Here is a 25,841-nt window from a genome sequence, read left to right on the forward strand (position 1 = left end):
CTCCGCTACGTCGGTCAGGAGCCGAGTTCGCGAACCGCCTCCGCGAACGCGTCACCGCGCTTGTTGTAGTTGGTGAACATGTCCATGGAGGCGCAGGCCGGGGCCAGCAGCACCGTGTCGCCGGGCCGAGCCAGCCGCTTCGCCTCCGTCACCGCCTGGAGCATCGCCCCAGTGTCGGTCCGGTCGAGGTCGACGACGGGTACTTCCGGGGCGTGTCGCGCGAGGGCTTCGCGGATCAGCGCGCGGTCCGCGCCGATCAGCACGACACCGCGAAGTCGCTTTGCCGACTTGGCGACCAGCTCGTCGAAGGAGGCGCCCTTGGCGAGCCCGCCCGCGATCCACACGATCGACTCGTACGCCGCCAACGACGCTTCCGCGGCGTGGGTGTTGGTGGCCTTGGAGTCGTCGACGTACGCGACCCCGTCCACGTCCGCCACGTGCGCGATCCGGTGCGCGTCCGGGGTGAAGGCCCGCAGACCGTCCCGTACGGCCTTGGCGGGCACCCCGAACGCACGCGCGAGGGCCGCCGCGGCAAGGGCGTTGGCGATGTTGTGCGGTGCCGGCGGATTGACGTCGGAGATCTCGGCGAGCTCCTGGGCGTTCTTCTGCCGGTTCTCGACGAAGGCGCGGTCGACCAGGATGCCGTCCACGACGCCGAGTTGGGAGGGGCCCGGGGAGCCGAGGGTGAAGCCGATGGCCCGGCAGCCCTCCTCGACGTCGGCCTCGCGCACCAGGTCCTCGGTGGCCTTGTCGGCCACGTTGTAGACACAGGCGACGCGATTGCCCTCGTAGATGCGGCCCTTGTCGGCGGCGTACGCCTCCATGGAGCCGTGCCAGTCGAGGTGGTCGGGGGCGAGGTTCAGGACTGCGGCGGAGTGGGCGCGCAGGGAGGGCGCCCAGTGGAGCTGGTAGCTCGACAACTCCACGGCCAGGACGTCGTACTGTTCCTCGCCGAGGACCGCGTCCAGCACCGAGATCCCGATGTTGCCGACGGCCGCCGTGCGCAGGCCCGCCGCCTTCAGGATCGACGCAAGCATCTGGGTGGTGGTCGTCTTGCCGTTGGTGCCGGTGATCGCGAGCCAGGGGGCCGCGTCGGGGCCGCGCAGGCGCCAGGCGAGCTCGACGTCCCCCCAGATCTCCACGCCGACCGCGCGGGCCGCCTCGAACAGCGGCTTGTCGGGCTTCCAGCCGGGTGCGGTGACGATGAGTTCGGTGCCCTCGGGCAGGGTGGCGCCGTCGCCGAGGCGGACGGTGATGCCGAGCGCCTCCAGTTCGGCGGCCTGCTCACGCGCGCGTGCGTCGTCGCCGTCGTTGACGACCGTGACGTGCGCCCCGCGCGCGTGCAGCACCTTGGCCGCCGGGATGCCGGAGACGCCGAGGCCTGCGACGGTGACGTGCTTGCCCTGCCAGTCGAGAGGCTCCGAGGAGGTCACTTTTCCGCTGCCCATCCCGCGTAGAAGAGGCCCAGGCCGACGATCACACAGATGCCCTGGATGATCCAGAAGCGGACCACGATCAGGACCTCGGACCAGCCCTTGAGTTCGAAGTGGTGCTGGAGCGGTGCCATGCGGAAGACGCGCTTGCCGGTGAGCCGGAAGGAGCCGACCTGGATGACGACCGACATGGTGATGAGGACGAACAGACCGCCCATGATGGCCACGAGCAGCTCCGTGCGGGAGCAGATGGCCAGACCCGTCAGGACACCGCCGAGCGCGAGCGAACCGGTGTCGCCCATGAAGATCTTCGCCGGCGAGGTGTTCCACCACAGGAAGCCGAGACAGGCACCCATCAGCGCCGAGGCGATGACCGCGAGGTCCAGTGGATCTCGTACCTCATAGCAGGCGTTGGGGTTGGTCAGGGTCGTCGCGTTGGCGCAGGACTCCTGGAACTGCCAGACACCGATGAAGGTGTAGGCGCCGAAGACGAGCACGGAGGCGCCGGTGGCCAGACCGTCCAGGCCGTCGGTGAGGTTCACGCCGTTCGACATCGCGAGGATCATGAACAGCGCCCAGACCACGAACAGGATCGGGCCGATCTTCCAGCCGAAGTCCGTGATGAACGACAGCTTCGTGGACGCCGGGGTGTTGTTGCGGGCGTCCGGGAACATCAGTGCGAGCACCGCGAAGCTGATGCCGACGATCAGCTGGCCGGCCATCTTGGCCTTGGCCCGCAGGCCGAGCGAACGCCGCTTGATGATCTTGATGTAGTCGTCGAGGAAGCCGACCAGGCCCATGCCCACCATCAGTCCGAGCACCAGCAGACCCGAGAAGGTCGGCGGGTAGCCGGTGATGACCTTGGACAGGAAGTAGGCGACGACCGTCGCCAGGATGAAGGCGATACCACCCATGGTCGGCGTTCCGCGCTTGCTGGCGTGCTCGCGCGGGCCGTCGTCGCGGATGTACTGGCCGTAGCCCTTGCGCGCGAGCAGCTTGATCAGCAGCGGGGTGCCGACCAGGGTCAGGAACAGACCAATGACTCCTGCGAACAGGATCTGCTTCATCATCGGGCGGAAACCTCACCCTCGGCACCGGTCGCGAGCAGCGCCGCGGCGACACTCTCCAGACCGACCGAACGGGACGCCTTCACGAGTACGACGTCTCCCGGGCGCAGCTGACTGCGCAACAGGTCGACCGCCGCCTGTGCGTCGGACACGTGCACCGACTCCTCACCCCACGAACCCTCGTTATATGCGCCCAGTTGCAGCCAGGACGCTTCCCTGCCCCCGACCGCGACGAGCTTGCTGACGTTGAGCCGGACGGCGAGCCGCCCGACCGCGTCGTGCTCGGCGAGCGCCTCGTCCCCGAGCTCGGCCATCTTGCCGAGCACCGCCCAGGTCCGCCGTCCGCGGCCCATGGCCACGAGCGCGCGCAGGGCGGCTCGCATGGACTCCGGATTGGCGTTGTAGGCGTCGTTGACGACGGTCACGCCGTCGGGGCGCTCGGTGACCTCCATCCGCCAGCGGGAGAGGGAGCCCGCCTCGGAGAGCGCGGTGGCGATCTCTTCCGCGGACATGCCCAGCTCATGGGCGACGGCGGCCGCGGCGAGCGCGTTCGACACGTGGTGCTCACCGTACAGGCGCATGGTCACTTCGCTTGCACCGGAGGGTGTGCGAAGCCTGAAGGAGGGCTGTCCGGTGTCCGTGAGTCTCACGTTCTCGGCGCGTACGTCCGCTTCGTCGGACTCTCCGAAAAGGATCACCTTCGCCTTCGTACGGGACGCCATGGCCCGTACGAGGGGGTCGTCCGCGTTGAGGATCGCGGCGCCGTCCTCCGGCAGACCCTCGACGAGCTCGCCCTTGGCCTGCGCGATCTGCTCGCGGCCGCCGAACTCGCCGATGTGGGCGGTGCCGACGTTCAGGACGAGGCCGATCCTCGGGGGCGTCAGGTCCGCGAGGTAGCGGATGTGGCCGATGCCGCGGGCGCCCATCTCCAGGACGAGGAACTTCGTCTCGTCGGTGGCGGACAGGGCGGTCAGCGGCAGCCCGATCTCATTGTTGAGGGAGCCCGGGGTCCACACGGTCGGCGCGTGGCGCTGGAGCACCTGGGCGATCAGGTCCTTGGTGCTGGTCTTGCCCGCCGAGCCGGTGAGCGCGACGAGGGTCGCGCCGAGCCGTCGTACGACATGACGGGCGAGGGCGCCGAGGGCCGTCTGGACGTCGTCCACCACGATCGCGGGCACGCCGACGGGGCGCGACGCCAGGACGGCGACCGCGCCCGCCTCGACGACCTGGGCCGCGAAGTCGTGGCCGTCGACGCGCTCGCCGACGAAGGCGACGAAGAGGCTGCCGGACTCCACCTCACGGGAGTCCCGGACGACGGATCCGGTGACCTGGACGGACGGATCCGGTATGTCGTGCGTCTGCCCGCCGACGACTGAGGCGATCTCGGCGAGAGAGAGGGCGATCACAAGTTCATCCCTGGGTCTTCTGGATGGCTTCTCGAAGCACCTGGCGGTCGTCGAAGGGACGGACCACCCCGGCGATGTCCTGGCCCTGCTCATGGCCCTTGCCCGCGACCAGCACGGTGTCCCCGGGCCGTGCTCGGGCGACGGCGGCGGCGATCGCGGCGGCCCGGTCCTCGAAGACCTGGACCTCGCCGCGTTCGTGTACTGGCACGGACGCCGCGCCTTCGAGCATGGTTGCGAGGATCGCGAGGGGGTCCTCGGAGCGGGGGTTGTCGGAGGTCAGTACGGCGGTGTCGGCGAGCCGGGCCGCGGCGGCGCCCATCGGGGCCCGCTTGGTCCTGTCGCGGTCCCCTCCGCAGCCGAGCACGATGTGCAGCTTGCCCTCGGTGACCTTGCGGAGCGCCTTGAGGACGGACTCGACGGCGTCGGTCTTGTGGGCGTAGTCCACGACCGCCAGGTACGGCTGCCCGGCGTCCACGCGCTCCAGGCGCCCCGGCACACCCGGCACCGCGGCGACGCCGTCGGCGGCGGTCTGCGGGTCGAGCCCGGCGGCGGCGAGGGCGACGATCGCGGCGAGGGAGTTGGCGACGTTGAAGGGCCCGGCGATCGGCGACTTCGCGGCGATCCGCTCGCCCTTGGGGCCGACGACGGTGAACGTCGAGTCCATCGGGCCGACCTGGACGTCCTCGGCGCGCCAGTCGGCGTCGGGGTGGCCCTCGGCGGAGAAGGTGAGGACCGGGACGCCGGCCTCCTTGACCAGCCGCCGGCCGTACTCGTCGTCGTGGTTGACGATGCCGAGTCTGCTGCGTTTCGCGGAGAACAGCTGGGCCTTCGCCTGGAAGTAGTCCTCCATGTCGGAGTGGAACTCCATGTGTTCCGGGCTCAGGTTGTTGAAGACGGCGATGTCGAAGACCGTGCCGTCGACCCGGCCGAGGACCAGCGCGTGGCTGGAGACCTCCATGGCGACCGCCTCGACACCGCGTTCGCGCATGACCGCGAACAGCGCCTGGAGGTCGGTGGCTTCGGGGGTGGTGCGCTCGGACTTGATGCGCTCGTCGCCGATCCGCATCTCGACGGTGCCGATGAGCCCGGTGCTGCGGACGGCCTTCAGACCGCCCTCCACCAGATAGGCGGTGGTGGTCTTGCCTGAGGTGCCGGTGATGCCGATCTGGAGCAGATCGCGGCCGGGGTGGCCGTAGATCGTGGCCGCCAGTTCGCCCATCCGCGCGCGCGGGTCGTCGACCACCAGGACCGGCAGTCCGGTCGCCGCGGCGCGCTCGGCGCCGGTCGGGTCGGTCAGCACGGCGGCCGCGCCGAGACCGGCGGCCTGGGTGACGAAGTCGGCGCCGTGCAGACGGGCGCCGGGGAGGGCGGCGTACAGGTCGCCGGGGCGGACCGCGCGTGAGTCATGGGTGATGCCCGTGACCGATACGGCGTTCTCGGGCCCGGTGACACCCAGTTGGCCGGCGAGCTCCGCGAGGGGTGTGGCGGAGACCTGAACCGGCCGGGGCGGCCCCGGATATGTCACGGGATGGCCCTTCTGGGTGGTTTGGGACTGATCAGCGTGTGGCACGGCGGTGAGCGTACCGGGCACACCCCGGTCGGAGCGAAGTGAGGGCACGGGCGCGCCCTGGTTCCCGGAATCGGGAGTGATCGTTGTCACGAGCTGGTTCCTGGGTGGTTCCGTGCCGGAGCGTGCGGTCAGGGTGTGAAGGTGACGGGCAGACTGGCGGACTTGGTTCCGGTCGGCGGGACCTGGAGGGTCTTCAGGGCGAACTCCATGACCTGCTTGTAGACGGGTCCGCAGATCTGGCCGCCGAAGTAACTGCCCTTGGTGGCGTTCTGGATGGCGCAGTACACAGTGATGCGGGGCTGGTCGGCGGGGGCGAACCCGGCGAACGACGAGGTGTAGCCGCGGTACTTGCCGGTGGCCGGATCCACGCGGTTGGCCGTACCCGTCTTGCCCGCGACCCGGTAGCCGGGGATGCGTGCCTTGGTGCCGGTGCCCTCCTGGTCGTCCACGACCGACTCCAGCATCTGGGCGAGGGCCTTCGCCGTCTTCTCGCTGATCACCCTTGACTTCTTGGGCTTCGCGGCGGGCGTGAAGCGTCCGTCGGGTCCCTGGGTGCCGCGCACGAGCGTGGGTTCGACGCGTACGCCGCCGTTGGCGATCGTCGAGTAGACCGACGCGGCCTGCATCGCGTTGAGGGAGACGCCCTGGCCGAAAGGAATCGTGTACTGCTGCGAGGTCGACCAGTCCTCCGGCGCCGCGAGGATGCCCCGGGTCTCACCGGGGAAGCCGAGGCCGCTGTAGCTGCCGAGGCCGAACTTGCGCAGGTAGGAGTAGAGGATCCGGTTGGACTCGGACTGGGTCTTGCCGAGCTGGCCGGTGGCCAGGATGGTGCCGATGTTGCTGGACTTGGCGAGCACGCCGTTGAGCGTGAGGTTCCACGTCTCGTGGTCGATGTCGTCCTTGAAGAGCCGGTCGCCGCGGTGCAGCCGGTTGGGGACCACGACGTGCGTCAGCGGCGTCGCGACGTTCTCCTCCAGCACGGCGGCCATCGACATGACCTTGGCGGTGGAGCCGGGCTCGTAGGCGTCCTCAAGGGCCCAGTTGTGCAGGGTGCTCGGGTCGGCCTGGGAGAGGTCGCCCGGGTCGAAGCCGGGCGAGTTGGCCATGGCGAGGATCTCGCCGGTCCGGGTGTCCTGCACTATCACGTACCCGCGGTCCGCCTTGGACTTGTCCACCTGCTCGGTGATGGCGTTCTGCGCGGCCCACTGGATGTCGCGGTCGATGGTGAGCTCGACGTCGCTGCCGGCCACCGCGGGGGTCTCCGTGGAGCCCGCGGTCGGGACCTGACGGCCGCCGGACTGGGCGTAGCGGATCTTGCCGTCCTTGCCGGCCAGCAGCGTGTTCAGCTGCTGCTCGACCCCGCCGCCGCCCTTGCCGTCGGCGTTGACCCAGCCCAGTATCCCGGCGGCGAGGTCGTCGTTGGGATACACCCGCTTGCTGGTGGCGACGGCGAAGACACCGGCGAGGACGTTGACGGTGGTGCCGTCGTCCTCGGCCTTGGTGGCCAGCGCGCTCTTGAGGTCCTTGATCTGCTTCCAGACCTGCGGTGTCTGCCGGCCCGCGAGCTTGACGTACTGCCCCTTGGTCCGCAGCTTCTCGGTGAGCCCGGCCTGGTCCTGGCCGAGGATCGGGGCGAGCAGCGCGGCCGCCTGCTCGGGCCCGTCGGAGATCTTGAGCTGCTTCGCGCTGAACAGCGTGGGGTCGGCCGTGATGTCGTACGCGTCCACGCTGGTCGCGAGGGCCACCCCCGCGCGGTCGGTGATCTGGCCGCGCTCGGCGGCCAGGGTGTAGCCGACGTACCGGTTCTGCTGGGCCTTGGCGGCGTAGGTGCTCGCGTCGACGGCCTGGACCTGGAGGAGTCGTACGACGAAGGCGATCAGTACGAGGGTCAGGGCGAGGCTGACCATGCGGAGCCGGGGCCGGGGGCTGCCGAGCCGGATCAGGCGCGGGCCCGTCGGGCGCGCGGCCGCGGGGCGGGGCGCCGCCGGACGGCGGGCCGGGCGGGCTCCGGGGCCCGCGGGGCGCCGTCGGGCGTCGGGGGCGGGCCTGGCGGGTCCTGGCACACGGCGGCGCGGCGGTTCCCTGTCGGACACTTCCGTCACCTGCCGGGGGTCGGGGAGGACGGGACGGTGGAGGGGATGGAGGGGGTGGGGGCCGTCGGCGTCGGGGACGGCGACGGGGAGGACGGGGACGCGGAGGTGACGACCAGCGGCGCGAGCACCTCGGGCGGCCTGACGACCTGGGCCGAGGACTGCTCGGCCGCGGCACCGGGGACGCCCTTGACGGTGCCGTCAGGGTCGAGGAAGGCGGGGTCGCCGCCGGGGACCATGCCGAGTTCGCGGGCCCGGCGCTGGAGGGCGTCGGGGGCGGAGTAGGCGTCGATGTCCCGCTGGAGGGCCTGTTCCTGGTCGGTGAGGCTCTTGGTCTCCTTCTGGAGGTCGTCGAGTCTGAACGACCCTTCGGAGAGCGCGGAGTTCAGCACGAGGAGCCCGATGAGACCGCCGCCGAGGAGCAGGACGACGAGCAGGACGAACGGGGTGCGGGCGGCCTGGGTCCGGCTCCCCGTGGTGGGGAAGAGCCGCGCCAGCCGAGCGGCCCGGCCCTTCAGTTCGGGTTTACTGCTCACTCACGCTCCTCACTCGATGTCCGCCCTGATCCGCTCGGCTCCGCGCAGCCGCGCGGGCGCCGCCCGGCGGTTCTCGGCGACCTCTTCCTCCGTGGGAAGTTCGGCACCGCGCGTGAGCAGCTTGAGCCGCGGCTGGTACTGCTCGGGGATCACCGGCAGTCCGGGGGGCGCGGTGTTGGCGGCGCCGGCCGCGAAGACCTGCTTGACCAGCCGGTCCTCCAGCGAGTGGTACGACAGGACCGCGATCCGCCCTCCGACGTCGAGGGCCTTCACGGCGGCCGGGATCGCCCGTTCCAGGACGGACAGTTCACCGTTGACCTCGATGCGCAGCGCCTGGAAGGTGCGCTTGGCCGGGTTGCCGCCGGTGCGCTTGGCGGCCTGCGGCAGGGAGTCGCGGATCAGTTCGACGAGCCGGGCGCTGTTGGAGAACGGCTCCTTGTCTCGTTCGCGCACGATCGCGCCCACGATCCGCTTGGCCTGCTTCTCCTCGCCGTACGCCCTGAGGATCCGGACGAGTTCGCCGGGCGGGTAGGTGTTGAGGACCTCGGCGGCGCTGATGCCGGTCGTCTGGTCCATGCGCATGTCGAGCGGGGCGTCCTGGGCGTAGGCGAAGCCGCGGTCGGCCTCGTCGAGCTGCATGGAGGAGACGCCGAGGTCGAAGAGGACGCCCTGCACGCGTGGCGTGCCGAGCCTTTCGAGGACCTCGGGGAGCTCGTCGTACACCGCGTGGACGAGGGTGGCGCGCTCCCCGTAGGGCGCGAGGCGCTCGCCGGAGAGGCGCAGGGCCTCCTTGTCGCGGTCGAGGGCGACGAGCCGGGCCTCGGGGAACTGCTGGAGGAGGGCCTCGCTGTGGCCGCCGAGTCCGAGGGTGCAGTCGACGACGACCGCGCCGGGGGCCTGGAGGGCGGGGGCCAACATGTCCAGGCACCGCTGGAGCATCACCGGGACATGTCGACTGTTGCTCAAGGGGCCCTCTCAGATCCGGCGGGTGATACGCACCGCCGGGTCCCCGCCCGCTCGTGAAGGAAAGGCCCGCCGGCGCCGGAGATCCGGTGACTGCGCCGGTGTCTCCTGGGGAATTCAGTCCAGCAGGGAGACCTCGCCTCCCGCTTCGCGTCACTTTAGTCCACGGTGACTCGCGGTCAATCAACCGGCCTGCGCGTCGCGGCCCGGCTCCGGGGCGAAGCGACGGCGACGGGAAATCACCCGCTCGGAGGTACCGGGTCCCTCCTGTGGGTTACCTCACACAGAGGACGTGATGACGCTCTTTTTCCCATCTCACGACAGGACCGGAACGGCTGTGACCAGTACCGTCGTGGATATGACGACTTCTGCATCCGCCGCCACCGCAACCGAAGGCGCCATACCTGGTGACACCGACACGGTCACCACTCGCCTCGTCGAGGCGAACGAACGGTACGCCGCCGCCTTCACCGACCCCGGCATGGACGCCCGTCCCGTCCTGCACGTGGCCATCGTGGCCTGCATGGACGCCCGTCTCGACCTGCACGCCGCGCTCGGCCTGGAGCTCGGCGACTGCCACACCATCCGCAACGCGGGCGGTGTGGTCACCGACGACGTGATCCGCTCGCTCACCATCAGCCAGCGGGCGCTCGGCACCCGCAGCATCGTCCTCATCCACCACACCGGCTGCGGCCTGGAGACCCTGACCGAGGAGTTCCGGCACGACCTGGAGATGGAGGTCGGCCAGCGCCCGGCCTGGGCCGTGGAGTCCTTCCGGGACGTCGACCAGGACGTACGGCAGTCCATGCAGCGGGTGCGCACCAACCCGTTCCTGCTGCACACCGATGACGTACGCGGTTTCGTGTTCGACGTGAAGACGGGTCTGCTGCGCGAGATCGACCCCTCCTGACCGCCTCCGAAGCTGTCTTTCCGCTGTTGATTTCCGGTTCCGGGGTACTCAAAAGGTCGCAAGCCCCGACATATCGCTGGCAGTTGTCCACAGGCGAGTGACACGAATCGGTAACGGCAGCAAGAATGCGGGGATGGACGTCACGCGGAACTATTTCCGCGTGGTGTCCGTGATTCGGGGTGGGCCGGTCCGCAACGCAGAGCGTCGGCCCGGAGAAAGAACGGGCCGAGGAGGGCCGGGTGACGACCTATGACGATCGAGCGAGCCTCACTGATCTGACTGCCACTGTGGAGCGAGTCCGCAGTTCGGTGGAGGGTGTGATCGAGGGCAAGCCCGAGGTCGTACGGCTTTCGCTGACCGTACTGCTCGCCGAGGGGCATCTTCTGATCGAGGATGTGCCGGGCGTGGGCAAGACCATGCTGGCCAAGGCACTGGCGCGGTCCATCGACTGCTCGGTGCGGCGTATCCAGTTCACGCCCGACCTGCTGCCCTCGGACATCACGGGTGTGTCCATCTGGGACCAGCAGCGCCGGGACTTCGAGTTCAAGCCGGGCGCGATCTTCGCGCAGATCGTGATCGGCGACGAGATCAACCGCGCCTCGCCGAAGACGCAGTCCGCGCTCCTGGAGTCCATGGAGGAGCGCCAGGTCACCATCGACGGGCAGACGTACGAGCTGCCGAGCCCGTTCATGGTGGTGGCCACGCAGAACCCGGTCGAGATGGAGGGCACCTACCCGCTGCCCGAGGCCCAGCGCGACCGCTTCATGGCCCGGGTCTCCATCGGCTACCCCAGCGCGGAGGCCGAGCTCCAGATGCTCGACATCCACGGCGGGGTGAGCCCCCTGGACGACCTTCAGCCGGTGGCGCACGCGCACGACATCGTGAAGCTCGTCGACGCCGTCCGCGGGGTCCACGTCGCCGACGCGGTGCGGCGGTACGCGGTCGACCTGGTCGCGGCCACCCGCAACCACCCCGACCTGAGACTCGGCGCCTCCCCGCGCGCGACGCTGCACCTGCTGCGCGCGGCGAAGGCGTCCGCCGCCCTCAGCGGCCGGGACTACGCGCTGCCGGACGACATCCAGGCGCTCGCCGTGGCCGTCCTGGCCCACCGGCTGCTGCCCACCGCCCAGGCCCAGCTCAACCGGCGCACCGCGGAGCAGGTCGTGCAGGAGATCCTCCAGCGCACCCCGGTACCGCAGCAGCAGGGCGGCATCGGCCTGGGCCACGGCACGCAGGCGTACGGCCAGCAGCCGCCGCGGAGGCTGTGATGACCACCGCCGCCGGGCCGGGCCACGCGGAGGCCGACCGGGGCGACAAGGGCGGGATGCGCACCGCGCTGGCCGGTCTGACCACCCGCGGCCGCTCGTTCCTGGCCGCCGGCATCGCCGCCGCCATCTGCGCGTACGTCCTGGGGCAGAGCGATCTGCTCCGGGTCGGCCTGCTTCTCGCGGTGCTGCCGCTGGTCTGCGCGACCGTGCTCTACCGCACCCGCTACCGGGTCGCCGGCAGCCGCCGGCTCGCCCCCGCGCGCGTGCCCGCCGGCAGCGAGGCCCGCGTCCATCTCCGCATGGACAACGTCTCGCGCCTGCCCACCGGTCTGCTGATGCTCCAGGACCGGGTCCCGTACGTCCTCGGCCCGCGCCCCCGCTTCGTCCTGGACCGGGTCGAGGCGGGCGGCCGCCGCGAGGTGTCCTACCGGGTCCGCTCCGACCTGCGCGGCCGCTACCCGCTGGGCCCGCTCCAGCTCCGCCTGACCGACCCGTTCGGCATGTGCGAACTGACCCGGTCCTTCTCCTCGTACGACACCCTCACGGTGATCCCGCGCGTGGAGCCGCTGCCGCCGGTGCGGTTCAGCGGTGAGGCCAAGGGCTACGGCGACGGACGGCAGCGCTCGCTCGCGCTGGCCGGCGAGGACGACGTCATCCCGCGCGGGTACCGCTACGGCGACGATCTGCGCCGGGTGCACTGGCGTTCCACCGCGCGCTACGGCGAACTGATGGTGCGCCGCGAGGAGCAGCCGCAGCGCGCCCGCTGCACGGTGCTCCTCGACACCCGGGGTCTCGCCTTCCGGGGCGCTGGCCCCGACTCGGCCTTCGAGTGGGCGGTGTCGGGCACGGCGTCCGCGCTGGTCCACATGCTCGAACGGGGCTTCTCCGTGCGGCTGCTGACGGACACCGGCAGCTCGGTGCCCGGCGAGGGCGCGGACGGGTTCGCGGGCGCCAGTCAGGAGACGGCGGACGCGGCCGGGCTGATGATGGACACCCTCGCGGTGATCGACCACTCCGACGGCACCGGCCTGTCCCGGGCGTACGACGTGCTGCGTGGGGGCAACGAGGGGCTGCTGGTCGCCTTCTTCGGGGACCTCGACGAGGAACAGGCCGCGGTGGCCGCCAAGATGCGTCAGCGCAGCGGGGGCGCGGTCGCCTTCCTGCTGGACAGTGACGGCTGGGTGCGGGAACCCGCCGACGTGGCACGGCCGTTGAACAGGACCGAGGAGCGGTTGCGGATGCTGCGCGAGGCGGGCTGGACGGCGCTGAGCGTGCCGCGGGGCACCTCCTTGACCGAGCTGTGGCGCCAGGCGGACCGCGAGCGCACCGGCATCGGCGCGACGAACGGCGTCGGCAGTGAGGGGGCACCGGCATGAGCGGGCGGGCACGACTGGCGCTGGGCGCCTGGGCGGCCACCCTGATGGCGTCCTGCGCCCTGCTGCCCCTGGTCGAACCGGCCACCTGGATCCTCCAGGCGGCCTTCCTCCTCGGCATCCAGTCACTGGTGGGCGCGGCGACCCGGCGGGTCCCCCTGGCCCGGCCGCTGACGGTGGCCGCGCAGGCCCTGGTCACACTGATGATGCTGACCCTGCTCTTCACCCGGGAGCAGGCGGTCGCCGGGCTGGTCCCGGGCCCGGAGGCCTTCCAGCGGTTCGCCGATCTGCTCCAGCAGGGCGGCGACGACATCGCGCGGTACGCGATCCCGGCGCCGCTGGAGTCCGACGGCATCCGGCTGATGATCATCGGCGGGGTGCTGATCATCGGCCTCGCGGTGGACACCCTCGCGGTGACCTTCCGCAGCGCGGCTCCGGCCGGGCTGCCGCTGCTCGCGCTGTACTCCGTCGCCGCGGGACTCTCCGACGGCGGTGCCGACTGGCTGTGGTTCGTGGTCGCGGCGGCCGGCTATCTGATGCTGCTCCTGTCCGAGGGCCGTGACCGACTGTCCCAGTGGGGCCGCGTGTTCGGCGGGGCGCCGCGCACCCCGGGCGGGGAGAGCGGTGTGGTGGCCCCGGTCCGCACCGGGCGGCGCATCGGCGCGGTCGCGCTGGGTCTCGCCCTGGTGGTGCCGGTGGCCCTGCCCGCGATGGACGGCGGCCTCCTGGACGGCGCGGGGACGGGCGTGGGAAGCGGCAGTGGCAGCGGGGGCACGATCTCCGCGGTGAACCCGCTGGTCTCGCTGCGCGACAACCTCAACACCGACAACGACCGGCAGGTCCTGTCGCTGCGCACCGAGCCCGAGGACCAGTCGAGCCTCTATCTGCGGATCGTGTCGCTGGACGACTTCGACGGCAGGACCTGGAAGCCGTCCAAGCGTGACATCTTCAAGGTGCCGGACGAACTCCCCTCACCGGTCGGCCTCGGCCCCGACATCCGGCGCACCGAGATCACGACCAGGATCGCGTCCGACAGGAACTACCGGCAGGACTGGCTGCCGATGCCGTACCCGCCCAGCGGTGTGTCGATCGACGGGGACTGGCGCTACGAACCCGTCGGCATGACCCTCGTCGGCGACCACGGCGAGAACACCGGCGGGGCGACGTACGAGGTCAAGAGCCTCGTCGTGCAGCCGACGGCGCAGCAGCTGGCCACGGCGCCGGCCACGCCGACATCGCTGCGCGACTACCGCGACTACACCGAGCTGCCGAAGTCGCTGCCGGCCATCGTGAGCAAGACGGCCCGCGAGGTCACCGAGGGTTCCGCGAACCACTACGAGCAGGCGGTCAAGCTCCAGGAGTACTTCTCCCTGACCGGCGGCTTCCAGTACGACACCTCGGTCGACGTCGGCAGCGGCTCCGAGGCGATCGCCCGGTTCCTGAAGAACAAGCAGGGCTTCTGCGTCCACTTCTCCTTCGCGATGGCGGCGATGGCCCGCAGCCTGGGCATCCCGGCCCGGGTCGCGGTGGGCTTCGCGCCCGGTACGCCGGAGGCCGACGGCACGGTGTCGGTGGGGCTGCGGGACGCGCACGCCTGGCCCGAGCTGTACTTCGAGGGCGTGGGCTGGACCCGCTTCGAGCCGACCCCGACCCGGGGCACGCTCCCCGAGTACACCCAGACGGACAGCCCGAGCACCACGCTCCCTGACGTCGGCCGTCCGTCGTCGGCGGCGAGCACCGCCCCGTCCACGGCTCCCTCGGCGAGCGAGAGCTGCACGGCGGAGCAGAAGAAGCTGGAGGCGTGCCCGAGCGAGTCCGCCGCGGCCGCACCGGTCAAGGACGACGACGGTCCGAACTGGTACGTCGTCCTGGCGTGGGTCCTCGGCGGGCTGGCCGCGCTGGCGATCCCGCTGGCACCGATGCTGTGGCGGCTGCGCACCCGGGCGGTACGGCTGGGGGCGCACGGCCGCGGTGACGCGGACGTGGTGCCGCACACCCTGGCGGTCTGGCTGGAACTGACCGATACGGCCTGGGACTTCGGGATCCTGCCGGACGAGTCCCAGACCCCGCGCAAGGCGGCGGCCCGGATCGTCAGACTGGGCCATCTCGATCCGACGGCCGCGGCCGCGGTGCACCGGGTCGCGGACGCCGTGGAGCAGGTCCTGTACGCGCCGCGGCCGCGCCCGACGGCGGGGCTCGCGGAGGACGTACGGCGGGTGGTCTCCGGTCTCGCCGGTCCGGTCACCCGGCGCACGCGGCTGCGGGCGGTCCTCGCCCCGCGTTCCACCATGCGTGTGGTGTGGGCGGCCTCGGAGTGGTGGAGCGGCGCGAAGAGGCGCGCGGCGGCCGCCCGGCCGACGCTGCGCAAGCCGTCCGGCCAGGAGGGCTGAGGCCCCGGGAGGCCCGGGGAGGTCCGGGGAGGCAACGAACGGCTGAGGCCCTGATCCGTGCGAGCGGATCAGGGCCTCAGCCGTTGTGCGTTGTGTCGGGGTGACAGCCCACGCTCGTGACGCGGCCGTATGTCGTCGCGATACGGCCGTACGTCCTCGTGGCGCGGGCGTGCGTGAGGGGGTGACCGCCCGGTCGGCGGTCACCCCCTCCGCATCAGCTGCTGATCGGGCTAGTGCCCGCCCTGCTCATCGCGGCGCTTCTGCCAGCGCTGCTCGATGCGGTCCATCAGGGAGCGCTTCTGCCTGGCCTGGCGACGGGCGTGCGGGGCACCGGCCGCGGGCTGCTCGCCCGGCTTGGGAGCCTTGCGCCAGCCGGTCACGGCGAGTACCGCACAGCCCAGCATGACGAGGAAGCCCACCACACTGAGCCACACCTGCTTGGCGACCATACCGGCCATGAGGAGCGCGATACCCACGAGGAAGCCCGCGACCGCCTGGTAGACCCGTCGCCGGGTGTACGTGCGCAGCCCGCTTCCCTCAAGCGCTGTCGCGAACTTGGGATCTTCGGCGTACAGCGCTCGCTCCATTTGCTCGAGCATTCGCTGCTCGTGCTCCGAGAGCGGCACGGAGTCCTCCTCATCGTGCAGTCGCCGGGGCGACTAGGGGGTCCCTTCAGGATAGGCAGGGAATCGCCCCCGTGAAACCCGCCCCTCTACGCCAATTGGCCAACCGGGATTCCGCCATGAACGTCCCGGCCCGCTAGATCTTGCATTCCCCAGCGGCCGACCCGTCATGCCGGACGGTCTCCCTCGATCATACGGCGCTGGGCGCCCGATCGGGGGGCCTGTGGCGTACTCCATCTGCACCCAAGTCCCTGATCAGCGCCGCACCAGGGGAGGCGGCTCAGGCCTCGCCGGTCCCCCGCGTCTCGCCGAGCACGTGAAGCTGCGTGGCCACGGAGTGGAAGGCGGGGAGCGCGGCCGCCGCCTCCTCCAGCTTGAGCAGGGCCTCCAGGGCGCCGGGCTCGGTGTCGACGAGCACGCCGGGCACCAGGTCGGCGAAGACCCGAACGCCGTGCACGGCGCCGACTTCCAGGCCCGCGCCCTCGACCAGTCCGGTGAGCTGGTCGGCGGAGAAACGGCGGGGCACGGGGTCACCCGCGCCCCAGCGGCCGTTCGGGTCCTCCAGGGCCTGCTTGGCCTCCTTGAAGTGGCCCGCGAGGGCGCGCGCGAGCACGGCACCGCCGAGCCCTGCGGCGAGCAGGCTGAGGACGCCCTCGGAGCGCAGCGCGGCCACCACGTTGCGGATGCCCTCGGCCGGGTCGTCGACGTACTCCAGGACGCCGTGGCACAGCACGGCGTCGTAGGCGCCGCGCTCGACCACGTCGAAGAGACCGTGGGCATCGCCCTGGACGCCCTGCACCCGGTCGGCGACACCGGCCTCGGCGGCGCGGCGCTCCAGGGCGAACAGCGCGTTGGGGCTGGGGTCGACGACGGTGACACGGTGGCCGAGACGGGCGACGGGCACGGCGAAGTTGCCGCTGCCGCCTCCGGTGTCGAGGACGTCCAGGGTGTCCCGGCCGGTGGCCTTGACCCGCCGTTCGAGGGCCTCCTGGAGTACTTCCCAGACCACGGCGGTACGGAGGGAGGCGCGGGGTCGCAGGGGGTCCGACACGGCAGTTGACTCCTCGGCGCGGCACCGCCTCTTGCGCGGCGGAGCGAACGGGCTGCCCGCCCCTCCGAGGTACCGGCGGGCAAGGCTTCAGGCGCCCTCCACCCTATTGCCTCGGACACCTCACCCGGCCATCACGCCAGGCTGCCCGGCGGCACGTCTCATACGGCGGACTTCGAGGAGTCCGGAGGCCGAGCACGAGCGAGCCTCCAGGGAACCGAGCCTTCGAGCAGGGGCGGGTCTTCAGGTGACCGGCGTCCGCGCCCGGGCGACCGCCCGGCGCCCCTGGCGTCCCTGGTGTCCCCCAGTGCCCCAAGCCTCGCCGCCCCGCCAAAGCCCTCACCCCGCGTCTGGCATGTCCCGCTCCTCTCCGTGGCCGTCGGGGTCCGGGCGGTCCTGGTCCTGGCGGGGCTGGGGCAGGACCGGCTGGAGGACCAGCATGCGCTCGACGAGACGCAGGAACATCGCCACGTCACGGATGAGGTCGTCGGCGTCCCGGCGGCTGGCCGCGCCCTGGATGCCGGCCTCGGCGCGAGCGCGGCGGCGGGCGCCGGCGGCGAAGAGCGCGCTCCACTCGGCGAGCTCGGGCGCTATCTCGGGGAGCACTTCCCAGGCGCTCCGGATCTTGGCCCGGCGTCGGGGCGAGGGCTCGGGGCGGCCGCGCGCGGCGAGCACGGCGGCGGCGGTACGCAGGGCGGCCAGATGGGCCGTCGCATAGCGCTCGTTGGGGGTCTCCAGGACGGCGGCCTCGTCGAGACCGGAGCGGGCCTGGGCGAGCAGATCGAGGGCGGCGGGCGGGGCCGTGGTCCGGCGGAGCACGGGGTGTACATCGCTCGCCGGTCCGGTCAGTGAGGGGGCAGGGCCGGTGGCGCGGCGCCGGCGGGCGGCTGCTGCGTGATAGCTGGCCATGACGAACCTCCTGTCGTCTGTGTGACGGCACGTCCCGATACGGGATGCCGTATGTGCCCATCGTGAGGTATGGCACTGACAATCCGTTCTGACCTGCACTTTTGCTTCGATCGAAGGTTCGGGTTAGTTTTTGCACTGACCAGTCAGTTCAAAAACTCGCTTCAACACTCAGGGGGTGGGCTGTGGGCGGAGTCGCCGTCACAGCCGAGGGCTTCGGGCTCAAGGGGCCACGGGGGTGGGCGTTCCGCGGGGTCACCGTCGACGCCGGACCCGGGTCGCTGATCGCGGTCGAGGGACCGTCGGGGTCCGGCCGTACGTGTCTGCTGCTCGCGCTCACCGGGCGGATGAGGGCCACCGAGGGGACGGCGGCCGTGGGCGGGGCGCGGCTGCCGAAGCAGCTGTCGGCGGTGCGGCGGGTGAGCGCCCTGGCCCATGTCGCCGGTGTCACCGATCTCGACCCGGCCCTCACCGTCGGGGAGCACCTGCGGGAACGGGCCCTGCTCCAGCGCCGGTTCGGGGACTCCCTGCGCGCGCTGCTGCGGCCGCGGGCCGAGCGGGCCGAGGAGGCGAAGCTGCGGATCGACACCGCCCTGACCGCCGCCGGTCTCGACCGGGAGGCCCTGCCCAAGGGCTCGCGGACCGCCGTACGCGATCTGGAGCGGGTGGAGGCGCTGCGGCTGTCCATCGCGCTCGCGCTCATCGGGCGTCCGGAGCTGCTCGGCGTCGACGACACCGATCTGAAGCTGTCGGACGCCGAACGGGCCGAGGTCTGGGCGCTGTTGAGGTCGATCGCCGAGGCCGGGACCACGGTCGTGGCGGTGTGCAGCGAGGCCCCCGAGGACGCCGTGAAGGTGTCCACCCAGGAGAAGGAGGACGCCGATGCGCTCGCCGCGACTGGCCGCGCTTGAGCTGCGGCGCTTCGGGCGGGGGAAGCTGCCGCGCGCCGCTCTGGTCGCGCTGCTGGTGCTGCCCCTGCTGTACGGCGCGCTGTATCTGTGGTCGTTCTGGGACCCGTACGGCCGTCTCGACCGCATCCCGGTGGCTCTCGTGAACGACGACAAGGGCGCGACCGCCGACGGGAAGAAGCTCGCGGCGGGCGACAGCATCACCGAGGGGCTGCGGGACAGCGACGTCTTCGAGTGGCACGAGGTGAGCGCCGCCGACGCGCGCGTGGGCGTGGAGGACGGCACGTACTACCTGTCGCTGACCGTGCCCGCCGACTTCAGCGCGCGGATCGCGTCCAGCGCGGGCGACTCCCCCGAGACGGGCGCGCTCCAGGTCAGGACCAACGACGCGAACAACTACATCGTCGGGCAGATCTCGCGCACGGTCTTCAGTGAGGTGCGCCAGGCCGCGTCCACGAAGGCGTCGCGGTCCTTCCTGGACCGGATCTTCATCTCGTTCTCCGACATCCACGGCGCGACGGTGAAGGCGGCCAAGGGCGCCGACCAGCTGGAGGGCGGCATCGGGAAGGCCGAGAAAGGGTCGAAGGATCTCGCCGACGGGCTGAAGGACGCCAAGAGCGGCAGCGGAAAGCTCGCCAAGGGGCTCAAGAAGCTCGACAAGGGCGCGGGCGACCTGGAGGACGGCTCGCAGCAGGTCGCCGAGGGTACGCAGACGCTCGCCGACAAGGTCAACGGCGTCGCGGACAAGGTCGGTCCGTTCCTCGCGGACCACGAGAAGACGATCGGTGACACCGCCCAGCTCGTCGCCGACTCCAGCAAGGCGATCCGCAAGCACCTGGGGACCCTGGTGAAGACGGCACCGGTCGCCGCCGAAGGCGCGCGTACGGCGTCCGACACGCTGGACGACGTCTACAAGGCGCGCTGCGAGAACCCCGTACTGCCCGACGTGGCCTGTTCGGACCTGAAGAAGGCGAAGGACGCGGCCGCCGACGTGGCGACCATCGCGGACGACATCAACACCCTCGTCGGTGACCAGGACGGCGATCTGAAGAAGCTCGACAAGAACCTGGCGACCCTTCAGAAGCAGGCCCAGGCGCTCGCCGACCGGGCGCCGCACCTCTCCGAGGACCTCGGTGACGCCGTCTCCAAGATCAACGAGCTCAACGAGGGCGCGGGCAAGGTCGCCGCGGGCGCCGAGAAGCTGCACACGGGGCTCGGCACGGCCAAGACCGGCGCCGGAGACCTGGACGAGGGGGTCGGCAAGCTCAGGACGGGCGCCGAGGATCTCAACGGCGGCATGTACAAGCTCGTCGACGGCTCCGGGAAGCTCTCCGACGGACTGCACGACGGCGCCGGCCAGATCCCCGACTACGACAAGGCCGACCGCGACCAGCGCACCGGCGTCATGGCCGACCCGGTCCAGCTCGTCTCCGAGGACCTGCACAAGGCGCCCAACTACGGCACCGGTTTCGCCCCGTACTTCATCCCGCTGTCCCTGTGGGTGGGCGCCATGGTGGCGTACATGCTGATGGCGCCGATGAACCGGCGCGCGCTCGCCGCGGGCGCCCCCGCGTGGCGGATCGCGCTGGCGGGCTGGCTGCCGGTGGTGGCGGTCGGGGTGCTCCAGACGGTGGCCCTGATGTCGGTGCTGCACTGGGCGATCGGACTCCAGATGGTGCGGGCGGCCGGCACGGTGGGCTTCCTGTTCCTCGTCACGGCGTGCTTCGCGGCGATCGTGCAGTGGCTGAACGCCCGCTTCGGGGCGGCGGGCCGGATCCTCGTCCTCGCCTTCCTGATGCTCCAGTTGACGTCCGCGGGCGGCACCTACCCCGTGCAGACCAGCCCGGCCTTCTTCAACGCGCTCCACCCGTTCCTGCCGATGAGCTACGTCGTCGAGGCGCTGCGCCGGCTCATCACGGGCGGCGGGCTCGGTCCGGTGTGGCACGCGTGCGTGGTGCTCGTCGCGTTCACCGCGGGCGCGCTCGCGCTGACGGCGGTCTCGGCCCGCCGCCGCCAGGTGTGGACGCTCGACCGGCTGCACCCGGAGCTGAGCCTGTGACCTCGACGACCGACGGGTCCCCGGTTGCTGTGAGAATCGGGACCATGGAAAGCAGCAGCGGCAGCACGCGCCGCGAGGCCACCCGGCAGAAGCTCTACGAGGCGGCCGTCACGCTCATCGCAGAGCAGGGCTTCTCCGCCACCACGGTCGACGAGATCGCCGAGCGGGCCGGGGTGGCGAAGGGCACGGTCTACTACAACTTCGCGAGCAAGTCCGTCCTCTTCGAGGAGCTGCTGCGGCACGGTGTGGGCCTGCTGACCGCCTCGCTGCGGGAGGCGGCGGAGCGGACCAAGGCGGAGGGCGGCAGCAAGACGGACGCCCTGGACGCGATGATCCGCGCGGGGCTCGTCTTCATCGACAAGTACCCGGCCTTCACCCAGCTGTACGTGGCCGAGCTGTGGCGCACCAACCGGGCCTGGCAGTCCACGCTCATGGTGGTCCGTCAGCAGGCGGTGGCGGTCGTCGAGGGCGTGCTGCGGGAGGGCATCGAGGGCGGCGAGTTCCATGAGGCGATCGATGTCTCGCTGACCGCGTCCGCCCTGGTCGGCATGGTGCTGGTGGCCGCCCTGGACTGGAAGGCGTTCCAGCCGGAACGGACGCTGGACGACGTCCACTCGGCGCTGTCGCGGCTGTTGCAGGGCCGGGTGAGCGGTACGCGCGCGTAGAACACGAAAGCGCCGGTCCGCTGTGGCCGCGTCCCCCGCGGGCCACCTCGAACCGGCGCCTTCTCGTGCTCCCCCGTTTTCCCCCGTGTCCCCCGTTGGACCCCCGTTCGGTCGTTCCCCCGGGTCCCCCGTGCCTCGCTCCCGCCGACTTCCGCCGGCGGAAGGAGCGGATCCGGGGCGGCTCCGATTCCGGCGCCCCGTGTCGCCGGTTCCGGAGCCGTTCCCCTTCTCCGTGGCTCCACTCTCTCGTTCGCGCAGGTCGGCCCCCATCCGCGCGCGTACTCATCTCACCCACTAGGTACGGATACTCAGGAGTACGCACTCAGGCCCAGGACGCTCCGTTGCCCAGTGGTTACGATCGCGTCCGTGTCGGTACTCCCTCTCGTCTTCACCAGCGGCTGGGCCAGCGGAATCAACGCGTACGCCGTCGTACTGCTCCTCGGCGTCTTCGGCGCGACCGGGGTGAGCGACGACGTCCCCGAGACGCTCCAGCGCCCTGAGGTCCTCGTCACAGCGGGCGTGCTGTTCCTGTGCGAGGCGGTCGCGGACAAGATCCCGTACGTCGACTCGGCGTGGGACTCGGTCCACACCGTGATCCGCCCGGCCGCGGGCGCCTGGGTCGGCGCCGTGCTCGCCGGGCAGAGCGGCTCGCTCAACGACGTGGCCGCGGGTCTCGTCGGCGGTTCGACGGCGCTGGCCAGCCATGCCGTCAAGGCCGGGACGCGGATGGCGGTCAACACCTCGCCGGAGCCGTTCAGCAACGTGATCGTGAGCCTGGCCGAGGATCTCGGGGTGGGCGGGATCGTCACCTTCGCGATCTTCAACCCGCAGGCGGCGGCGATCATCGCGGCCGTGCTGCTGGTCGGCGGGCTGGTGATACTCGTCTTCCTGATCTCCCGGATCCGCCGGTTCCTGCGCCGCCGGGCCCAACGCCGGGAGGAGAAACGGCTCGCGGGCCGGACAGGGGCGCCGCCCGGCTGGTGACCCCACCTGTCACCAAGGCTGTCAGTGGCGGCCGATAAAGTCGCAGGCATGGCACGGATTGCGGTGATCGGCGCCGGGATGGGCGCGATGGCGGCCGCTGCCCGGCTGGCCGTCGCGGGCCACCGGGTGGCGGTGTACGAGCGTACGGAGACGTACGGCGGTGGGGTACGCCGCTTCGAGCGCGACGGCTTCGCCTTCGACACCGGGCCGGGGCTGCTCACGCTGCCCGCGGTCTACCGCGATCTGTTCGTCAAGACCGGCAGGGAACCGCTGGAGGACGTCGTCGAGCTGGTCCAGGTCGACCCGTCGTCGTGGCACGTCTTCGCGGACGGCACGGAGGTCTCGCTGCCGAACGCCTCCCGCGCGGGCGTCGTCTCGGCGCTGGACGAGGCGCTCGGCGCGGGGGCGGGCGACCGCTGGGGCGACTTCCTGGTCCGGGCCCGGGAGGCCTGGGACCGCACCCGCAGGCCGCTCCTGGAGGAACCCCTGTGGCCCAACTGGTCGGTGCTGGCCGACCGCGAGCCCTATCCGTCGGTCCCCCACAAGAAGCTGCTGCGCACCCGCCGGGCCCGCACACTGGCCGAGGTCGGCGCCTGGGAGCTGCGCGACCCGAGGCTCGTCGCGCTCCTGGAGAGCCACGCCCTCGCGTACGGCCTGGACCCGCGGAAGGCTCCGGCGAGCGCCGCGGTCCTGCCGTACATGGAGCACGCCTTCGGCACCTGGTATGTGCGGGGCGGCATCCGGGAGTTGGCGCGCGCGGTGTACGAGCGGTGCGTGGCGCGCCGGGTCGAGTTCCACTTCGGTGCCGATGTCGTCAGAGTGCGGGAGAAGGACGGCCGGGCGGCGGGCGTGGAGCTGCGCGGCGGCACGATCCACGACGCGGACCATGTGGTGGCGGGCGTGGAGCCGGACGACCTGGACCGCATCACGGAACACCCGTTGTACGGCGAGCGCGATGTGCGGCCGGACGCCCTGGACAGCTTCCGGCCCGGACGCTTCCGCGTGCTGCTGGCGCTGCGCGGGCCCCGTGAGCCCGGTGCCGCGCACCGCACGGTCGTCCACGCCCCGGACCGCACGGCCGAGTTGGACTTCGTCAGCGGCATCACCGAGGAGCCCCCGCAGCTCACGGTGACCGTCCTGCGGCCGGACGACCCCGCGCTGCGTCCCGACGCCGAGCACGAGGCCGTGGTCGTGTCCGCCGTACTGCCGCCGGGTGTCGAGTGGGACGAGGACGGCGTCCTCGGAGCGCGCTTCGCGGATCTCCTCGTCGAACGTGCCGAGGCCGCCGTACCGGGCCTGCGCGAACGCGTGCTGTGGCGCGAGACGCGGGACGACGACGACACCGACGAGGAGACGAACTCCATGTTCGGCGGCCTCCAGCCACCCGCGCTCGCCGCGGGCGGCGGCCGTTTCCTGCGGCCGTCCAACACCACCGCGCTCCCGGGGCTCTACCGGGTCGGCGGCTGGTCCCACCCCGGCGGCGGCCTCCCGCACGCGGGCATGTCGGGCGCGCTGGTCGCCGGGCTGATCGTGGAGGGGCAGGAGTTCCGGGGGTCGCAATGACCGCCGTACCTCAGTGACCGCCGAAGAGCCTCAGAAGCGGTACTGCTCGTCGTAGCCGTTCCCCTGCTGGCCGTTGCCCTGGTAGGGGTACTGCTGCTCCGGCGGGAGTTCGCCGCCGTATGTCTCGTCGGTGCGCTGCTGGGGGACCCAGACGCCGCCGGCCGGGGTCTCGCCGCCGTAGGTGGGGTTGCCGTACTGGTCCGTGCCGTAGGCCTGCTGGCCGTACTGCTGCTGGCCGCCGTAGGAGGTGTCGTAGCCGCCGTAGGTCTGGGTGCCGATGTACGGGTCGGAGTAGGCGGCGTACTGCTGCTGTCCGGCCATGTCGTAGCCGTACTGCTGCTGGTCGTAGCCGGTGTAGCCGTCGTAGCCGTAGTTCTGGTCCGCGCCCTGGGCGGCCGTCGCGTACTGGTCCTGGGGCTGGCCCTGCCCCTGGCCCGCGTAGGTGCCGTCGCCGTATATGCCGTAGGAGCCGGTGTCGTCGGGCATGGGCTGCGGCTCGTAGACCGCGGTGGACTCGGCGGCGGTGGGGCGGGAGGGGGTGAAGACGTCGTCGCGGTCGTAGTCGTCCTGCGCGTAGGCGGCCGGGGCCGGCTGGGCGTAGTCGCCCTCGTCGCCGTAACCGGCGTCGGCCGCTTCGAGGTCGGAGACCTCCAGGCTCGGCTCCTCGCGGCCGCGGTCCCGGCGGCCGGGGCGCTTGCCGCCGGTGATGCCCTCGAGGGCGGCCGGCGGGTTGACCGCCCAGCCCTCGGCGAAGCCGCGGCGGAAGGAGAGGGTGACGTAGGTCTGGCCGACCGCGAAGGCCGCGGCGCCCAGCCCGATGACGATCACCGAGGGCATGAGGACACCGAGTACGACGCCCAGGAACCCGGCGAAGGCGAGCAGACGCCAGCGCAGGCGCGCCTTGTACTGCAGCAGCACCTCGCCGAGCAACCACAGCGCGACGATTCCGAACGCGATGTAGAGGACCGTCCAGCCCATGTACGCCCCTCTCCCAGTGACCGCTACGCAGTGTGTCGTATATCCGTGCGGCCGGTCTAGGCCTGCGATGGGTGGTGCAGGCCCAGGTTCTCGTAGATTTCCAGCGTCGCCGTGGAGTTGTTGAGCGTGATGAAGTGCAGTCCGGGCACTCCCTCGGCCAGCAGCCGGGCGCAGAACTCCGTGGCGAATTCGATGCCAATGGAGCGTACAGCGGCCGGATCGTCTTTTGCTGTGAGGATCCGCTCTTTCAGGACGGAGGGGATGACCGCGTTGCTGAGCTGCGGCAGCCGCTCCAGCATCCGCACGCTGGTCACCGGCATGATCTCCGGGATGACGGGGGTCGCGCAGCCGGCCGTGTCGACCCGGTCACGCAGGCGCAGATAGGACTCCGGTTGGAAGAACATCTGCGTGATGGCGTAGTCGGCGCCGGCCCGGCACTTGTCGACGAAGTGCGCGACGTCGGTGTCCCAGTCGCCGGACCGCGGGTGCATCTCCGGGAAGGCGGCGACGCCGACGCAGAAGTCACCCGACTCCTTGATGAGCCGGACGAGTTCGGCGGCGTAGGTCAGACCGCGCGGGTGCGCGACCCAGTCGCCCATGGGGTCGCCGGGCGGGTCGCCGCGCACGGCGAGGATGTTGCGGATCCCGGCGTCGGCGTACTGGCCGATGATGTTGCGCAGTTCCGCGATGGAGTGGTTGACCGCGGTGAGGTGGGCGACCGGCGTCAGCGTGGTGTCCGCGACGATCTGCTGGGTCTCCTTGACCGTGCCCGCACGGGTGGAACCGCCGGCTCCGTATGTCACGGAGACGAAGTCGGGGGCGACCGCCTCGACCCTCCTGAGCGCGCTCCACAGGTTCCGCTCGCCCTTGGGGGTCTTCGGCGCCGAGAACTCGAACGAGTACGTCGTCTTGCCCGCGGCGAGCATGTCGCGCACGGTGCGTGCGCGGTCCGTCCTGGTGGATGCGGTTCCTAGGGCCATACCCGCAGGTTAGCCAGGGGGCGGCGGCCACCCAACCGGATCACGGAAATTTGCCCGTTTTGTCGACTTGTTGTCCACCCCTCGGACACTTGACGGACAAACGGATCAGGACGAGCGCCAC

Annotated in this window: 21 protein-coding genes; 9 read left to right on the forward strand and 12 right to left on the reverse strand. The window is 71.4% G+C overall.

The features are described 5' to 3' along the window. Positions 1–14 precede the first annotated feature (14 nt). The 7 genes from murD to rsmH all read right to left on the reverse strand — a co-directional run bounded on the left by murD (position 15) and on the right by rsmH (position 9,068). Entirely contained in the window at positions 15–1,448 is a 1,434-nt protein-coding gene (gene murD / locus ABZ928_RS33515) for a UDP-N-acetylmuramoyl-L-alanine--D-glutamate ligase (RefSeq protein WP_361527243.1), read from the reverse strand. After that, positions 1,430–2,503 (reverse strand): phospho-N-acetylmuramoyl-pentapeptide-transferase, encoded by a 1,074-nt coding sequence (gene mraY / locus ABZ928_RS33520; RefSeq protein ID WP_361527245.1) that lies wholly within the window; start codon positions 2,501–2,503, stop codon positions 1,430–1,432. Before mraY ends, murD begins: the two co-directional genes overlap by 19 nt. Further along, positions 2,500–3,906 carry a UDP-N-acetylmuramoyl-tripeptide--D-alanyl-D-alanine ligase gene (gene murF, locus ABZ928_RS33525; protein ID WP_361527247.1) on the reverse strand — a complete coding sequence of 469 codons (1,407 nt, stop codon included), beginning with the start codon at positions 3,904–3,906 and terminating at the stop codon, positions 2,500–2,502. Before murF ends, mraY begins: the two co-directional genes overlap by 4 nt. Positions 3,907–3,910: 4 nt before the next feature. Then, a complete protein-coding gene (locus tag ABZ928_RS33530) occupies positions 3,911–5,431 on the reverse strand; it encodes a UDP-N-acetylmuramoyl-L-alanyl-D-glutamate--2,6-diaminopimelate ligase (protein WP_361527403.1) in 1,521 nt (506 codons plus the stop codon). 173 nt (positions 5,432–5,604) lie between these two features. Next, entirely contained in the window at positions 5,605–7,569 is a 1,965-nt protein-coding gene (locus ABZ928_RS33535) for a penicillin-binding protein 2 (RefSeq protein ID WP_361527249.1), read from the reverse strand. A gap of 5 nt (positions 7,570–7,574) precedes the next feature. Further along, positions 7,575–8,102 carry a septum formation initiator family protein gene (locus ABZ928_RS33540; RefSeq protein ID WP_361527251.1) on the reverse strand — a complete coding sequence of 176 codons (528 nt, stop codon included), beginning with the start codon at positions 8,100–8,102 and terminating at the stop codon, positions 7,575–7,577. Between the two features lie 9 nt (positions 8,103–8,111). After that, entirely contained in the window at positions 8,112–9,068 is a 957-nt protein-coding gene (gene rsmH / locus ABZ928_RS33545) for a 16S rRNA (cytosine(1402)-N(4))-methyltransferase RsmH (protein ID WP_361527253.1), read from the reverse strand. 355 nt (positions 9,069–9,423) lie between these two features. On the opposite strand from rsmH, the gene ABZ928_RS33550 reads away from it, so the two are divergent. From ABZ928_RS33550 to ABZ928_RS33565, 4 genes are all read left to right on the forward strand, one after another. Then, positions 9,424–9,975, forward strand: a complete 552-nt coding sequence (locus ABZ928_RS33550; protein ID WP_361527255.1) for a carbonic anhydrase — start codon at positions 9,424–9,426, stop codon at positions 9,973–9,975. Between the two features lie 239 nt (positions 9,976–10,214). Further along, complete coding sequence (locus ABZ928_RS33555) at positions 10,215–11,243, forward strand: MoxR family ATPase (protein ID WP_361527257.1); 1,029 nt, start codon at positions 10,215–10,217, stop codon at positions 11,241–11,243. After that, entirely contained in the window at positions 11,243–12,619 is a 1,377-nt protein-coding gene (locus ABZ928_RS33560) for a DUF58 domain-containing protein (protein ID WP_361527259.1), read from the forward strand. Before ABZ928_RS33555 ends, ABZ928_RS33560 begins: the two co-directional genes overlap by 1 nt. Then, positions 12,616–15,006 carry a DUF3488 and transglutaminase-like domain-containing protein gene (locus tag ABZ928_RS33565; protein ID WP_361527261.1) on the forward strand — a complete coding sequence of 797 codons (2,391 nt, stop codon included), beginning with the start codon at positions 12,616–12,618 and terminating at the stop codon, positions 15,004–15,006. The genes ABZ928_RS33560 and ABZ928_RS33565 overlap by 4 nt, the downstream gene beginning before the upstream one ends. 230 nt (positions 15,007–15,236) lie before the next feature. On the opposite strand, the gene ABZ928_RS33570 is transcribed toward ABZ928_RS33565, so the two are convergent. The 3 genes from ABZ928_RS33570 to ABZ928_RS33580 all read right to left on the reverse strand — a co-directional run bounded on the left by ABZ928_RS33570 (position 15,237) and on the right by ABZ928_RS33580 (position 17,586). Beyond that, positions 15,237–15,632, reverse strand: coding sequence for a DUF3040 domain-containing protein (locus tag ABZ928_RS33570; RefSeq protein WP_361527263.1), 396 nt, complete (start codon positions 15,630–15,632; stop codon positions 15,237–15,239). Between the two features lie 277 nt (positions 15,633–15,909). Further along, on the reverse strand, positions 15,910–16,680 hold the full coding sequence (locus tag ABZ928_RS33575; protein WP_361527265.1) for a methyltransferase: 771 nt from the start codon (positions 16,678–16,680) through the stop codon (positions 15,910–15,912). 336 nt (positions 16,681–17,016) lie between these two features. Then, positions 17,017–17,586, reverse strand: a complete 570-nt coding sequence (locus ABZ928_RS33580; protein ID WP_361527267.1) for an SAV_6107 family HEPN domain-containing protein — start codon at positions 17,584–17,586, stop codon at positions 17,017–17,019. Positions 17,587–17,768: 182 nt separating this feature from the next. Between ABZ928_RS33580 and ABZ928_RS33585 the strand changes: the two genes are divergently transcribed. The 5 genes from ABZ928_RS33585 (at position 17,769) to ABZ928_RS33605 (ending at position 23,762) form a co-directional block, all read left to right on the forward strand. After that, the gene (locus tag ABZ928_RS33585; protein WP_361527269.1) at positions 17,769–18,494 is read left to right on the forward strand and encodes an ATP-binding cassette domain-containing protein; all 726 of its coding nucleotides are present in this window, start codon (positions 17,769–17,771) and stop codon (positions 18,492–18,494) included. Beyond that, a complete protein-coding gene (locus ABZ928_RS33590) occupies positions 18,466–20,550 on the forward strand; it encodes a YhgE/Pip domain-containing protein (protein WP_361527271.1) in 2,085 nt (694 codons plus the stop codon). The genes ABZ928_RS33585 and ABZ928_RS33590 overlap by 29 nt, the downstream gene beginning before the upstream one ends. A gap of 44 nt (positions 20,551–20,594) precedes the next feature. Continuing rightward, the gene (locus ABZ928_RS33595) at positions 20,595–21,215 is read left to right on the forward strand and encodes a TetR/AcrR family transcriptional regulator (RefSeq protein WP_361527273.1); all 621 of its coding nucleotides are present in this window, start codon (positions 20,595–20,597) and stop codon (positions 21,213–21,215) included. Positions 21,216–21,581: 366 nt separating this feature from the next. After that, positions 21,582–22,199 carry a DUF4126 domain-containing protein gene (locus ABZ928_RS33600; RefSeq protein WP_361527275.1) on the forward strand — a complete coding sequence of 206 codons (618 nt, stop codon included), beginning with the start codon at positions 21,582–21,584 and terminating at the stop codon, positions 22,197–22,199. A gap of 48 nt (positions 22,200–22,247) precedes the next feature. Then, positions 22,248–23,762 carry an NAD(P)/FAD-dependent oxidoreductase gene (locus ABZ928_RS33605; RefSeq protein WP_361527277.1) on the forward strand — a complete coding sequence of 505 codons (1,515 nt, stop codon included), beginning with the start codon at positions 22,248–22,250 and terminating at the stop codon, positions 23,760–23,762. 30 nt (positions 23,763–23,792) lie between these two features. Here the strand turns inward: ABZ928_RS33605 and ABZ928_RS33610 are convergent, their stop codons facing one another. Together ABZ928_RS33610 and metF are read right to left on the reverse strand one after the other, a co-directional pair. Beyond that, entirely contained in the window at positions 23,793–24,740 is a 948-nt protein-coding gene (locus ABZ928_RS33610) for a hypothetical protein (protein ID WP_361527279.1), read from the reverse strand. A gap of 56 nt (positions 24,741–24,796) precedes the next feature. After that, positions 24,797–25,720, reverse strand: a complete 924-nt coding sequence (gene metF / locus ABZ928_RS33615; protein WP_361527281.1) for a methylenetetrahydrofolate reductase [NAD(P)H] — start codon at positions 25,718–25,720, stop codon at positions 24,797–24,799. Positions 25,721–25,841 lie beyond the last annotated feature (121 nt).

The organism is Streptomyces sp. NPDC046909 (genome assembly GCF_040644695.1).
Taxonomy (GTDB): Bacteria; Actinomycetota; Actinomycetes; order Streptomycetales; family Streptomycetaceae; genus Streptomyces.

What these genes read in the sequence shown, in the direction of transcription:
- murD (WP_361527243.1), bottom strand. Translation starts at nt 1,448, where the DNA reads ATGGGCAGCGGAAAAGTGACCTCCTCGGAGCCTCTCGACTGGCAGGGC.
- mraY (WP_361527245.1), bottom strand. Translation starts at nt 2,503, where the DNA reads ATGATGAAGCAGATCCTGTTCGCAGGAGTCATTGGTCTGTTCCTGACC.
- ABZ928_RS33550 (WP_361527255.1), top strand. Translation starts at nt 9,424, where the DNA reads ATGACGACTTCTGCATCCGCCGCCACCGCAACCGAAGGCGCCATACCT.
- ABZ928_RS33560 (WP_361527259.1), top strand. Translation starts at nt 11,243, where the DNA reads ATGACCACCGCCGCCGGGCCGGGCCACGCGGAGGCCGACCGGGGCGAC.
- ABZ928_RS33565 (WP_361527261.1), top strand. Translation starts at nt 12,616, where the DNA reads ATGAGCGGGCGGGCACGACTGGCGCTGGGCGCCTGGGCGGCCACCCTG.
- ABZ928_RS33580 (WP_361527267.1), bottom strand. Translation starts at nt 17,586, where the DNA reads ATGGCCAGCTATCACGCAGCAGCCGCCCGCCGGCGCCGCGCCACCGGC.
- ABZ928_RS33590 (WP_361527271.1), top strand. Translation starts at nt 18,466, where the DNA reads ATGCGCTCGCCGCGACTGGCCGCGCTTGAGCTGCGGCGCTTCGGGCGG.
- ABZ928_RS33595 (WP_361527273.1), top strand. Translation starts at nt 20,595, where the DNA reads ATGGAAAGCAGCAGCGGCAGCACGCGCCGCGAGGCCACCCGGCAGAAG.
- ABZ928_RS33605 (WP_361527277.1), top strand. Translation starts at nt 22,248, where the DNA reads ATGGCACGGATTGCGGTGATCGGCGCCGGGATGGGCGCGATGGCGGCC.
- ABZ928_RS33610 (WP_361527279.1), bottom strand. Translation starts at nt 24,740, where the DNA reads ATGGGCTGGACGGTCCTCTACATCGCGTTCGGAATCGTCGCGCTGTGG.
- metF (WP_361527281.1), bottom strand. Translation starts at nt 25,720, where the DNA reads ATGGCCCTAGGAACCGCATCCACCAGGACGGACCGCGCACGCACCGTG.